Origin of the sequence: Aeromonas sp. FL131 (assembly GCF_049860615.1) — a bacterium.
Classification (GTDB): Bacteria; Pseudomonadota; Gammaproteobacteria; order Enterobacterales; family Aeromonadaceae; genus Aeromonas; species Aeromonas hydrophila.
Window position 1 is genome coordinate 1,480,903 of sequence record NZ_CP187595.1, and the last position, 12,238, is coordinate 1,493,140.

The 12,238-nt window shown below is 61.0% G+C and carries 9 protein-coding genes; 4 read left to right on the forward strand and 5 right to left on the reverse strand.

From position 1 onward, the window contains the following. Positions 1–57: 57 nt before the first annotated feature. Positions 58–765, reverse strand: coding sequence for a phosphonate utilization transcriptional regulator PhnR (gene phnR / locus ACPW75_RS07085; RefSeq protein ID WP_029303195.1), 708 nt, complete (start codon positions 763–765; stop codon positions 58–60). A 241-nt stretch (positions 766–1,006) separates the two neighbouring features. On the opposite strand from phnR, the gene phnW reads away from it, so the two are divergent. The 3 genes from phnW to phnX are packed head-to-tail and all read left to right on the forward strand — an operon-like array spanning position 1,007 to position 4,402. After that, the gene (gene phnW / locus ACPW75_RS07090) at positions 1,007–2,149 is read left to right on the forward strand and encodes a 2-aminoethylphosphonate--pyruvate transaminase (protein ID WP_077096513.1); all 1,143 of its coding nucleotides are present in this window, start codon (positions 1,007–1,009) and stop codon (positions 2,147–2,149) included. Further along, positions 2,146–3,570, forward strand: coding sequence for an aspartate aminotransferase family protein (locus ACPW75_RS07095; protein WP_077096512.1), 1,425 nt, complete (start codon positions 2,146–2,148; stop codon positions 3,568–3,570). The genes phnW and ACPW75_RS07095 overlap by 4 nt, the downstream gene beginning before the upstream one ends. Next, positions 3,563–4,402 carry a phosphonoacetaldehyde hydrolase gene (gene phnX / locus ACPW75_RS07100; RefSeq protein ID WP_077096511.1) on the forward strand — a complete coding sequence of 280 codons (840 nt, stop codon included), beginning with the start codon at positions 3,563–3,565 and terminating at the stop codon, positions 4,400–4,402. The genes ACPW75_RS07095 and phnX overlap by 8 nt, the downstream gene beginning before the upstream one ends. Positions 4,403–4,525: 123 nt before the next feature. Here the strand turns inward: phnX and pflB are convergent, their stop codons facing one another. The 4 genes from pflB to sugE form a co-directional block, all read right to left on the reverse strand. Further along, positions 4,526–6,808, reverse strand: a complete 2,283-nt coding sequence (gene pflB, locus ACPW75_RS07105) for a formate C-acetyltransferase (protein WP_016350517.1) — start codon at positions 6,806–6,808, stop codon at positions 4,526–4,528. Positions 6,809–6,853: 45 nt separating this feature from the next. Further along, positions 6,854–7,702 (reverse strand): formate transporter FocA, encoded by an 849-nt coding sequence (gene focA / locus ACPW75_RS07110; RefSeq protein ID WP_011705812.1) that lies wholly within the window; start codon positions 7,700–7,702, stop codon positions 6,854–6,856. 380 nt (positions 7,703–8,082) lie between these two features. Further along, positions 8,083–9,843 (reverse strand): 30S ribosomal protein S12 methylthiotransferase accessory factor YcaO, encoded by a 1,761-nt coding sequence (gene ycaO, locus ACPW75_RS07115; protein WP_077096510.1) that lies wholly within the window; start codon positions 9,841–9,843, stop codon positions 8,083–8,085. A gap of 127 nt (positions 9,844–9,970) precedes the next feature. Beyond that, the gene (gene sugE, locus ACPW75_RS07120) at positions 9,971–10,285 is read right to left on the reverse strand and encodes a quaternary ammonium compound efflux SMR transporter SugE (protein WP_011705814.1); all 315 of its coding nucleotides are present in this window, start codon (positions 10,283–10,285) and stop codon (positions 9,971–9,973) included. Positions 10,286–10,624: 339 nt separating this feature from the next. On the opposite strand from sugE, the gene asd reads away from it, so the two are divergent. Next, positions 10,625–11,740 (forward strand): aspartate-semialdehyde dehydrogenase, encoded by a 1,116-nt coding sequence (gene asd, locus ACPW75_RS07125; RefSeq protein WP_077096509.1) that lies wholly within the window; start codon positions 10,625–10,627, stop codon positions 11,738–11,740. Positions 11,741–12,238: the final 498 nt, after the last annotated feature.

The window sequence follows — 12,238 nt, forward strand, 5'->3', positions numbered from 1 at the left end:
TTTATGACGTGACCGTGACAGCCCCGTGACGTTTTGCTGTTCCTGATTTGTCCGCGACTAATCCTGGGTATCCACCTCGATCTCCAGACTGTCGTGGCGCCAGTACTCCAGATCGAAGTCGAGCACCCGACCGTGCTGATCGAAGTTGAGTCGCTCGAGGCGCAGGGCGGGCAGGCCGGCGGTGGCCCCCAGCGCCTTGGCCACCTCGTCCGGCAGGGCGGTAGGGAAGAAACGCACCTGCATGCGGGCGTAGTGAAGATCGTAATGGGCCTGGTAGATCTCGGTCAGACTGCCGTTGAGATCCAGCTCCAGCAGGCCGGGCACCCGCTCTGGCAGGCAGTGGTTCTCGCAGTAGCAGATGGCGCGCCCGTTGGCGTAGCGCAACCGTTTTAGCAGAAACAGGCTGTCGAACGGCTTGAGCTGCAACTGCGCCATCAACGCGGGCGGCACTGCCTGGCGGCTTTTCTCCAGCAGCTCGGTGCGCGGCTCACCCCCTTGCTCCCGCACTATCTGGTGAAAGTTGGAGGTGCGTCTGGGGTTGAGGCTGAAACGCGGCGGGGTGACGAACCAGCCGCGACGATCCTCCCGATAGATAAGGCCGTTGGCCTCCAGCTGCACCAGTGCCTCGCGGATGGTAACCCGAGTGGTGCCATAGAGTTCCCCCAGCAGCCGCTCGGAGGGAAGCTTGTCGTTGGGGGCCAGACCCCCCGCCAGGATCTGGTTGGCGAGGGCATCCTTGATCTGCAGATATTGCGGTTTGCTCATGAAAATCCCTGATTGTGCAATGAGTTGGGCACCGGGCTGGTCGTCGGCCTAGTCGCTAAATACAGGTGCTTAACTACATTGGTAGAGACCAGAATTGGTCCTGCTGTTGAGGCCTCCTAGATTATCGCGATCCCGGCGCTGAAAATGAATTTTTTGTTGCACGTAGCGCCACCCCTTTGACCTTGGCGGGGCAGTTACCCACAATGCGCTCATTCTGGTATATACCAAAAGGAGCGAAGTCATGACCCATATTCCTGCGGCCCCCGCCGCCGTCGATTACCTGCTGCTGACCCCGGGCCCCCTCTCGACCACCACCACGGTGCGCGCCGCCATGCTGCAAGACAGCTGCACCTGGGATGCGGACTACAACCTGGGTGTGGTCGAGCCCATCCGCCGCGAGCTGGTGCGCCTCGCCACCGGCCCGGAATATGAGAGCGACTACAGCGCCGTGCTGCTGCAGGGGAGCGGCAGCTATGTGGTGGAGAGCGTGCTGGGCTCGGCGATAGGTGTCGATGAGCGTCTGCTGATCATCAACAACGGCGCCTACGGCGCCCGCATGGGGGAGATGGCTCGCTGCCTTGGCTTGCGCCACCATGAGCTCGACTGCGGCGAGACGACCCGCCCCGAGCCTGCCGCCATCGAGGCGATGCTGGCGCGCCACCCCGAGATCACCCATCTGGCCATGGTCCACTGCGAGACCACCACCGGCATGCTCAACCCCCTTGAGGAGGTGGCTGCGCTCTGCCAGCGCCGCGGCATTCGCCTGATCGTCGATGCCATGAGCAGCTTTGGCGGCATCCCCATCGATATGGGGCGCCTTGGCATCGAGTTTCTCATCAGCTCTGCCAACAAGTGCATTCAGGGGGTGCCGGGCTTTGGTTTCGTCATCGCTCGCCGCGCCGCGCTGGCGGCCTGCGCCGGACGCGCCCGCTCGGTCTCCCTCGATCTGCATGCCCAGTGGCAGACCATGGAGCAGCAGGGGGGCAAGTGGCGCTTTACCTCGCCCACCCATACCGTACTCGCCTTTGCACAGGCCCTGCGCGAGCTGGACGAAGAGGGGGGCATTGCCGCCCGCCATCGGCGCTACAGCGACAATCAGCGCACCCTGGTGGATGGCATGGCTGCCCTCGGCTTTGCGCCGCTGCTGCCCGAGCAGTGGCAGTCTCCCATCATCACCGCCTTCTACTCTCCGGCCCACACTGACTACCGCTTCGCCGACTTCTACCAGCGGCTCAAGGCGCAGGGCTTTGTCATCTATCCGGGCAAGGTCTCGCAAGCCGATTGTTTCCGTATCGGCAATATCGGCGATGTGACCCCAGAGCGGGTGCGCTCCTTGCTCGCCGCCATGGCCAGCGCCTGCTACTGGCAAGGGGGCGCGCGATGACGAGCCAAGCGCCTCACGGTTGCGTTCAGCACGACCATAAGCTGCACGGCAGTGGCCGCGCCGACAGCGAAGGGGATATCAACCTTGGCGAGGGTCGGGCGCGCTGGTGGGAGGGTCAGCGCGAGGCGGTGCAGGCTGGATTGGCGGAGGATAGCCGCTACTTTCTCCATCAGGCGCTCTCCACCCCCTGTCTCGATCTGCTTGAGGGGGCGCAGGGGAGCTGGCTGACCAGCGTATCGGGCGCGCGTTACCTCGATTTTCACGGCAACAGCGTCCATCAGCTGGGTCACGGTCACCCCAGGGTGGTGGCCGCAGTGCAGCAGCAACTCGCCGATCTGCCGTTCGCGCCCCGCCGCTACACCCATCAGGTGGCCATCGACTGCGCCCGCACTCTGGCCGAACTGGCCCCCGGCGATCTCAACCGGGTGCTGTTCGCCCCCGGCGGCAGCGAGGTGGTGGGGATTGCCCTGAAGCTCGCCCGTTTCATCACCGGCAATAGCAAGGTGGTGTCCCTCTGGGATGCTTTTCACGGCGCCTCTCTCGATGCCATCTCGGTCGGCGGAGAGGCCTGCTTTCGCGCCGGCATGGGCCCGCTGATGGCCGGGGTGGAGCGCATCCCGCCGCCCACCCGTTATCGCGGCGTCTGGTATCGCGGAGAGGGGGGTGACCTGCACTACGCCGATTATCTGGAGTACGTCATCGAGAAGGAGGGAGGTGTCGGCGCCTTTATCGCCGAGCCGATCCGCAACACCGACGTGCAGGTGCCCTCGAAGGCCTACTGGCAGCGGGTGCGGGAGATCTGCGATCGCCACAAGGTGCTGCTGATCGTCGACGAGATCCCCAATGCCATGGGGCGCACCGGCCACTGGTTCAGCTTCGAGGAGTTCGGCATCGAGCCCGACATCATCTGTCTGGGCAAGGGGTTGGGGGGCGGGGTGGTGCCGTTTGCCGCGCTCATCACCCGCGACCGTTTCAATCAGGCCGCAGCCATCTCGCTCGGTCACTACACCCACGAGAAGAGCCCCATCGGCTGCGCGGCGGCACTCGCCACCATCGCCACCCTTCGTGAAGAGGGGCTGCTGGAAAAGGCGCGGGAGGATGGCCGTTTTATGGCGGCCGAGCTCGGCAAATTGGCCGAGCGCCACCCGCTGATCGGGCAGGTACGCGGCATCGGTTTGCTCTGGGCGCTCGATCTGGTGGTCGATCACCGGAGTCGTACCCGCAATAGCCAGGCCGCCGAGCGGCTGCTCTACCGTTGTCTGGAGCTGGGGCTCAGCTTCAAGGTCTCTCAGGGCAACGTTATCCAGCTCTCGCCGCCGCTCAATATCGCTCGCGCCGATCTGGTGCGCGCCATTTCCATTCTCGATCGCGCCCTTGGCGAGCTCGCACTTTCACCGAAACAGGAACACCACCATGACTGACTTGCAGACTGCCATCGACCCGGCCACCGACGTAGAGGCGCTGATCCTCGACTGGGCCGGCACCGTCGTCGATTTCGGCTCCTTTGCTCCCACCTCCATCTTCGTCGAGGCCTTCGCTCGCGCCTATGACTTCCCTGTGACCCTGGATGAGGCGCGCCAGCCCATGGGGCTGGGCAAGTGGGATCATATCGCCGCGCTGGGCCGTCTGCCCTCGGTGGATGCGCGCTGGCAGGCTCGCTTTGGGCACCCCATGAGCCACGCCGAGGTGGACCACCTCTATCACACCTTTATGCCGCTGCAGATTGCCGCGGTGACCCGCTTCGCCGACCCCATCCCCGGAGTGCTGTCGGTGCTGGAGGCTCTGCGGGGGCTGGGGATGAAAATCGGCTCCTGCTCCGGTTACCCCCGTCCGGTGATGGCGGCGCTGGTGCCTGCGGCGGCCGCTCAAGGCTATCGGCCGGATCACTGGGTTGCCACTGACGATCTCAAAGCGGGTGGTCGCCCCGGCCCCTGGATGGCGCTGGCCAACGTGATTGAGCTGGGAATAAGCGCCGTGCATCGCTGCATCAAGGTGGATGACGCCGTGCCGGGTATCAGCGAAGGGTTGAACGCGGGCATGTGGACGGTGGGATTGTCGGTCTCCGGCAACGAGTTCGGTGCCACCTGGGAAGCGTTTACCGCCATGAGCGAGGCGGAGATCGCCGCCCGGCGCGCCCCGGCCGGGGCCAAACTGCGGGCGGCGGGGGCACACTATGTGATCGACACCCTGGCGGATATCGCCCCGGTCATCGCCGACATCAATCGCCGTCTGGCGGCAGGAGAGCGGCCCTGAACAAGGTGGGATGAGAGGAGGGCAGTGCCGGCCTTGCCGGCAGGTTTTCAGGTCGATGCTCCCTGACTATCAGGCATAAAAAAACCGGCGCCTTGGCGCCGGTTTTTGTTCACCGAGACTCTATTACAGAGAAGCGGTGAAGGTACGGGTGATGACGTCTTGCTGTTGCTCTTTGGTCAAAGAGTTGAAGCGAACGGCATAACCGGATACGCGGATGGTCAACTGCGGATATTTCTCCGGGTTTTCCATGGCGTCCAGCAGCATTTCACGGTTCATCACGTTGACGTTCAGGTGCTGACCGCCTTCCAGGTTGGACTCATGGTGGAAGTAACCATCCATCAGACCGGCCAGGTTGGCTTTCTGGGCTTCCATGTCTTTACCCAGCGCGTTCGGCACGATGGAGAAGGTATAGGAGATACCATCTTTGGCGTAAGCGAACGGCAGCTTGGCAACGGAAGTCAGGGAAGCAACGGCACCCTTCTGGTCACGACCGTGCATCGGGTTGGCACCCGGGCCGAACGGCGCACCAGCGCGACGGCCATCCGGGGTGTTACCGGTCTTCTTGCCGTACACCACGTTGGAGGTGATGGTCAGCACGGACTGGGTAGCCACGGCACCACGGTAGGTGTTCAGCTTCTGAATTTTCTTCATGAAGCGCTCAACCAGGTCACAGGCGATGTCATCGACGCGAGCGTCGTTGTTACCGAACTGCGGGTACTCGCCTTCGATTTCGAAGTCGATGGCAACGCCATCTTCGTCACGAACCGGCTTGACCTTGGCGAACTTGATGGCAGACAGGGAGTCAGCGGCTACGGACAGACCGGCGATACCACACGCCATGGTGCGATATACGTCACGGTCGTGCAGCGCCATCAGAGAGGCTTCGTAGCTGTACTTGTCGTGCATGTAGTGGATGATGTTCAGCGCGGCAACGTATTGCTTGGCCAGCCAGTCCATGAAGTGATCCAGACGATCCATCACGTCGTTGTAGTCGAGGTACTCGGACTTGACCATTTCGGTTTTCGGACCGACCTGGATCTTGAGCTTCTCGTCCATACCGCCGTTGATTGCATACAGCATGGTCTTGGCCAGGTTGGCACGGGCACCGAAGAACTGCATCTGTTTGCCGACGATCATCGGGGACACACAGCAAGCGATGGCGTAGTCATCGTTGTTGAAGTCCGGACGCATCAGGTCGTCGTTCTCGTACTGAACGGAAGAGGTCTCGATGGATACCTTGGCGCAGTACTTCTTGAAACCGACCGGCAGCTTCTCGGACCACAGGATGGTCAGGTTCGGCTCAGGGGACGGGCCCATGGTGTACAGGGTGTTCAGCATACGGAAGCTGTTCTTGGTGACCAGGGTACGGCCATCAACGCCCATACCAGCCAGGGTCTCGGTAGCCCACATCGGGTCGCCGGAGAACAGTGAATCGTATTCCGGGGTACGCAGGAAGCGAACCATACGCAGCTTCATGACCATGTGGTCCATCAGCTCCTGGGCTTCTTGCTCGGTGATCAGGCCTTTCTTCAGGTCACGCTCGATGTACACGTCCAGGAAGCTGGAGGTACGACCGAAGGACATGGCGGCACCGTTCTGGGACTTGACTGCCGCCAGGTAGGCGAAGTAGGTCCACTGGACGGCTTCTTTGGCGTTCTTGGCCGGTACGGAGATATCGCAACCGTACTTGGCAGCCATTACCTTCATCTGTGCCAGGGCACGGTGCTGCTCGGAGATCTCTTCGCGCAGACGGATGGTGGCTTCCAGGTTGACGCCGTTTTCCAGGTCAGCTTGCAGGGACTTGAACTGGGCCAGTTTGTCGGCCATCAGGAAGTCGATACCGTACAGGGCAACACGACGGTAGTCACCGATGATACGGCCACGGCCGTAGGCATCCGGCAGACCGGTGATGACGCCGGACTTGCGGCAGTTCAGGATGTCTTTGGTGTAAACGTCAAACACGCCCTGGTTGTGAGTCTTGCGGTACTCGGTGAAGATCTTCTCGACCATCGGGTCCAGCTGACGACCGTACACTTCGCAAGAGGTCTTGACCATCTTGATACCGCCGTTGGCGATGATGGCGCGCTTGAGCGGCTTGTCGGTCTGCAGACCAACGATTTGCTCCAGGCTCTGATCGATATAGCCGGCATCGTGAGCGGTAATGGTGGAGGGCAGGTCGGTATCAAAATCGACCGGCGCGTGGGTGCGGTTCTCGATCTTGATGCCTTCCATGACCTTGTCCCACAGCTTGGTGGTAGCTTCGGTCGCGCCAGCCAGGAAGGACTCGTCACCTTCATACGGGGTGTAGTTCTTCTGGATGAAGTCACGGGTGTTGACAGAGGTCTGCCATTCACCGGCCGCGAAGCCTTCCCATGCTTTTTGGAACTGTTCGTTAAGTTCTGCCATTTTCATTACCTCACACGGTATTGATGTAGTATCCCGCAATCATCCTTAATGATGACGACGGAAGATAAACCAGTAAGTCAGACCAACCATGACGCCACCACCAATGATATTACCTATGGTGACGGGAATGAGGTTGTGTAGGACGAAGTTGGATACGGTCAGGTCGGCAAAGGTCGCCGGGTCCTGGCCGATGGCCTGCCAAAATTCCGGGCCTGCTACCGCATGGATAGCGATACCGACCGGGATCATAAACATGTTTGCGATGCTGTGCTCAAAACCGGAGGCCACGAACATGGCGACGGGGAGCAGCATGACCATCACCTTGTCGGTCGCACTGCGGGCGCCGAACGCCATCCACACGGCGAGACACACCATGAGGTTGCAGAGGATACCGAGGGCAAGGGCCTCGAAGAAGGTATGGTGGATCTTGTGCTGGGCCACCTTGAGGGCGTTCAGACCCCACTGACCATCTGCCGCCATGTACTCGGCCGACATGATGATGAGGCCGACGATGATGAGACCGCCGATGAGGTTGCCGAAGTAGACCAGTCCCCAGTTCTTGAACAGCTGGGCCCAGGTGATGCGGTTGGCCGCCTTGGCCACCAGAGTCAGGGTGGTGGAGGTGAACAGCTCGGCACCGAGCAGCACGCAGAGGATCAGACCCAGTGCGAAACAGAGACCGCCGACCAGCTTGCTGAGGCCCCAGGCCACATTGCCGGCACCGGTAGTCACCGTGATGAAGAAGACGAAAGCAATGGCGATGAAAGCGCCTGCGGTGATGGCCAGGGGGATGACCTTGTATGCAGGCTTGGTGGCCTTGGCATAGGTGATATCTTCTGCCAGTGCAGCGATGGCTTCTGGCTTGAGACAATCAAAGGGAGATTCTGCTTTCAATTCTCATGTACCTGATGTTTTGCCTGTGGAAATCATAACAAAGGGCCAGATCGTCAAAATTGACTCCGATCAAGAATTGCAGATTGTGAATGTAATTTTACTACAAAAATTTGAGTCCTCCGGCAGCGTTGCTTTACACCAGGTTTCAGCTGAAACATAAATGCTGATTTTTTAATGCAATGATTTTAAACAATTTATTTTTCATCGCCTAAAAATGGTACTGGCAAGGCATCTTTGCATCTCCCCAGCATTCTCTGCCCCGGCTTGGCAACCCCCTAAGAGGTATTTTTTGTTTTTTATTTCATCTTTGAATAACAAATCGCCTCTCTGGCGACCATAAAGCAAAAGGGGCCATCAGGGCCCCTTCACATACTACCACATCAGCCCCATGAGTGGGCTCGTTTGGCCTTCTGCAGCTTCTCATAGGCTGCCAGCAGCTTCTGATGCAGCGGGAACTGGCTGAGGGACAGGTCGGCAGCTGCCAACCCGTGGAAGCGCGCTTCGCCACTGGCGTGGGCCCAGGCCTGTGCCAGCGTCTCTGCACCATACATGCGGGTGAACACGGCGCGGTACTGCTCGGGGTCGCGATCCTCATCCAGGAACAGCTCGACGCAGGTGCGCAGGGCACGGTAGTAGTTGGCGCGATCGGCCGGGAAGACCGACTGGTTAAACTCCATGGTCCAGTCGATGAGATCGAGCGCCGTGTCGAGTTCGCCGGCGGCCAGTGCCAGCATGGCTTTGAGCTCGCCCACCCGCAGGGTGTGCAGGGCGGTGCCCTTGGCGGCGGCGATGCCGAGCAGCTCGCGCACCCGGGTGCGCTCGTCGTGACCCTCTTCATCCAGCTGGTCGAACAGCGCCATGTACTGCTCCGCGTCCCACTCCAGCGCCGGCAGCGCCAGGATGGTCTCCCGCAGGTGGGCACCCATGGTGTTGTTGGCCAGCAGCAAATCTTCGGCCGGATAAATGTCGGACATGCCGGGCACCAGGATGCGGCAGGCGTAGACGCCCAGGTGCTCGTAGTCGGCGATGTAGACCGGCTGCTCCAGCTCGTGGAAGATGCCGATCAGGTGATCGAACTCCTCCTGCGAGGTGCCGCGGAAGTCCCAGTCGGCAAACTCGAAGTCCGCATCCTGCTTGAACAGATCCCAGCTGATGAGGCCGGAGGAGTCGATGAAGTGAGTCTCCAGGTTGTGGTGATCCGCCACCTGCTCGTTGTCGAACGAGGGCGGCACGAACACGTCCAGATCCTTGAGGCTACGGCCCTGCAGCAGCTCGGTGACGGTGCGCTCGAACGCTACTTCGAAGCGCGGGTGGGCACCGAAGGAGGCAAAGCAGGTGCCGTTGCTCGGGTTGAGCAGCACCACGCAGATGACCGGGTAGCGACCGCCAAGGGAGGCGTCGAAGCTGTAGATGGGGAAGCCTTCGGCTTCCAGCGCATCGATGGAGGCCTTGATGCCGGGGTAACGGGCGATCACCTCGTTCGGGATCAGCGGCAGGCTGAGGGCCTCAGCGATGATCTTGTTCTTCACGTGGCGCTCGAACACCTCCGACAGCCCCTGGGTGCGGGCCTCGGTGCGGGTGTTGCCGGCGCTCATGCCGTTGGAGACATACAGGTTGCCGATGATGTTCATCGGGATGTAGACGGTCTGGTGATCAGACTGGCGCTCGAAGGGCAGGGCGACGATGCCGCGCTCCTCGTTGCCGGATTGCAGATCCACCAGCATGTCGGCGGTCACTTCCCCGTCCGGGTTGTAGAACTTGCGAGTGAAGGGGTCGAGCAGACCGGTGGGCAGCTGATCCCCCTCGATGTGGAACCACTTCTCGTTCGGGTAGTGAACGAAGTCGCCATTGGCGACCTGCTCGCCCAGATAGAAGTCGGCGAAGAAGTAGTTGGTGGAGAGACGCTCGAAATATTCACCCAGAGCGGAGGCGAGCGCCGCCTTCTTGCTGGCACCCTTGCCGTTGGTGAAACAGAGGGAGCACTCCTTGTCCCGGATGTGCACGGACCAGACATTGGGCACGGGGTTGAGCCAGGAGGCCTCTTCGATATCAAAGCCCAGAGCTTGCAGCTTGGTCTGGAAGCGTTCGATGGAGTCTTCCAGCGCCGCGTCCTTGCCGGGAATAAAAGTGTGGTCGGTCATCACGATATCCTGATTTTTATTGGCTCATGTTTGGCCGCAGATAATAGCAGGGGTCGGCGCGTTTGGCAGGCAAAAAACGGGGCCCATGCCCCGTTTTGCTCTCCATTCAACCGAGGTCGGTCACGGCTCAGCCGATGAATTTCAGACCCAGGATCCCGCCGATGATCAGCAGCAGGCAGAGCACCCGGGCGAGGGTGGCCGGTTCGTTGAACAGCCAGATCCCCATCAGCACGGTGCCGACCGCGCCGATGCCGGTCCATACCGCGTAGGCGGTGCCAAGGGGCAACTGTTTGACCGCCATGGCGAGCAGCAGCACGCTCACCCCCATGGCGATCAGGGTCAGCAGGGTGGGCAGGGGACGGCTGAAACCGTCGGTGTATTTGAGGCCGATGGCCCAGGCGACCTCGAACAGGCCGGCCAACAGCAGGAGCAACCAGGACATAAGGCAGATTCCGCAGGCAGCAGGGTCGTCCCTGCGTATCAGGAGGCCTCGGGGTCGTCCCCAAGGGGCAGCGGGGCTGCCGGTCGGTCTCAATGATGCCCCAAGTGGGGGCGGGATGCCAACCGGCTGCCCGCAGGTCGGCCAGGCTGACGGATATTGCAGCGAACGGCACAGAATATTGCGCAATTCGACTTGCGCCCGCCGTCACAATCCGTAATGTGGACAGACGCATTTTTCGCAACCCATATTTTGTGAACCGCTTGTAAACGGCCCGCGCCGGACAAGGGATCACGGGTATCACACTCGGTTTCTATAAGCAGCTATCCAGGGTAGGACATTATGAAAAAAGTAGGTTTGGTCGGTTGGCGTGGCATGGTGGGTTCGGTGTTGATGAGCCGGATGCAGGAAGAGAAGGATTTTTCCCGCATTCAGCCCACCTTCTTCACCACCTCCCAGGCCGGTGAGGCCGCCCCCAATTTCGGCGTCGATGCCGGCACCCTGCAGGATGCCTTCGACATCGAGGCGCTGGCCGCACAGGACGTCATCATCACCGCCCAGGGCGGCGACTACACCAAGGATGTCTATCCACGCCTGAAAGCCGCCGGCTGGCAGGGCTACTGGATTGATGCCGCCTCCTCCCTGCGTATGGAGAAGGATGCGGTCATCATCCTGGATCCGGTCAACGGCGACGTCATCGAACATGCCCTGAACAACGGCATCAAGACCTTCGTCGGCGGCAACTGCACCGTCAGCCTGATGCTGCTGGCCCTGGGTGGCCTGTTCAAGGCCGATCTGGTGGAGTGGGTGAGCGTGGCCACCTATCAGGCCGCCTCCGGTGGCGGTGCGCGCCACATGCGCGAGCTGGTCACCCAGATGGGCCTGCTGCGCGATGAAGTGGCGGTGGAGCTGGCGGATCCCGCCTCTGCCATCCTCGACATCGAGCGCAAGATCACCGAGAAGACCCGCTCCGGCACCCTGCCGGTGGACAACTTCGGCGTGCCGCTGGCCGGTGGCCTCATCCCCTGGATCGACACCAAGCTCGACAACGGCCAGAGCCGCGAAGAGTGGAAGGGCCAGGCCGAGACCAACAAGATCCTCGGCATCGAACACGCCGCCATTCCGGTGGATGGTCTGTGCGTGCGCATCGGCGCCCTGCGCTGCCACAGCCAGGCCTTCACCATCAAGCTGAAAAAAGACGTGCCGCTGGCGGAAATCGAAGCCCTGCTGGCTGCCCACAACGACTGGGTCAAGGTGATCCCCAACGATCGCGACATCACCGCCCGCGAGCTGACCCCGGCTGCCGTTACCGGCACCCTCAGCATCCCGGTCGGTCGTCTGCGCAAGCTCAACATGGGTCCGGAGTATCTGGCCGCCTTTACCGTGGGTGACCAGCTGCTGTGGGGCGCCGCCGAGCCGCTGCGCCGCATGCTCAACATCCTGCTGGATCGCGGTTGATCCGGTTGCACCCAGCATGAACAGGGGGCCGCGGCCCCCTGTTTTTTTGCGCCTTTGCCACTCTTGCAGGCCGGCAGCGAGTGCAAAAAAGATGGGCTGGCGAGTGGCGCCGGCAAGGCGCCTGCCATCAGCTTGTTATTAATGGCATCAATATTGACTACCCGCCGGGCTTATTTGTTCGTGACTCAATAACGGCAGACTTATTTCCCAGCAGTGGGCGCAGCGTCAGGCCGACGATATTTTCCGGCACTGTTAACCGGCACAGTTAACACGGTTAAATAGCGCCGTTCAGGCTATTCAAGGGCGTTGACTGATGGACCAGATATATACCTTGTTACAAAAGCACGTCTGTTGCTGATATCCCTTCGGGGCTTGATTGATTACACTGACGGCCACGGCCGGGTTGCAGGCTGCCAGCCTTTGGCGGCTGCATTGACTGGCTCGGGGCAGACTTTGCTGCCGGAAAAATATTATTCATGTCATCAATAATGCGAGGCA